Below are 442 nucleotides of genomic sequence, written 5' to 3'. Positions count from 1 at the left end.
GGAAACTCTGAAAAAGACTTTCAAATCTGGTGAAATACGCCAGTCCCAAGAACTGAACGGTTGAGCCCCGATGAAGCAGATGTCCTTCGCTGACGCCGAATACGCTGGCAAACGCAAACAAACCCGCCGTGAACGCTTCCTGATCGAGATGGATCAGGTCGTGCCCTGGAATGGCTTGGTCAAACTGATCGAGCCGCACTATCCGAAGGGCGAAGGTGGTCGTCCGGCCTATCAGTTGATGGCGATGTTACGGGTTCATCTGATGCAAAACTGGTTCGGTTATAGCGACCCGGCCATGGAAGAATCGCTCTACGAAACCACAATTCTGCGCCAGTTTGCCGGGCTGCATCTGGATCGAATTCCAGACGAAACCACGATCCTCAATTTCCGCCGACTGCTGGAAAAGCATGAGCTGGCTGGTGGGATTTTGCAGGTGATCAAT

General features: G+C 52.7%; 1 protein-coding gene. It reads left to right on the top strand.

Going from position 1 to position 442, the window contains the following annotated elements:
* Positions 1 to 70: 70 nt before the first annotated feature.
* A partial coding sequence (locus ACI77D_RS29355) for a transposase (protein WP_407018105.1) occupies positions 71 to 442 on the top strand: 372 nt, incomplete at its 3' end.

It is taken from the genome of Pseudomonas sp. O39 (genome assembly GCF_045447295.1).
GTDB lineage: Bacteria > Pseudomonadota > Gammaproteobacteria > Pseudomonadales > Pseudomonadaceae > Aquipseudomonas > Aquipseudomonas antarctica_A.
This window is presented reverse-complemented; position numbering and strand designations above follow the sequence as displayed.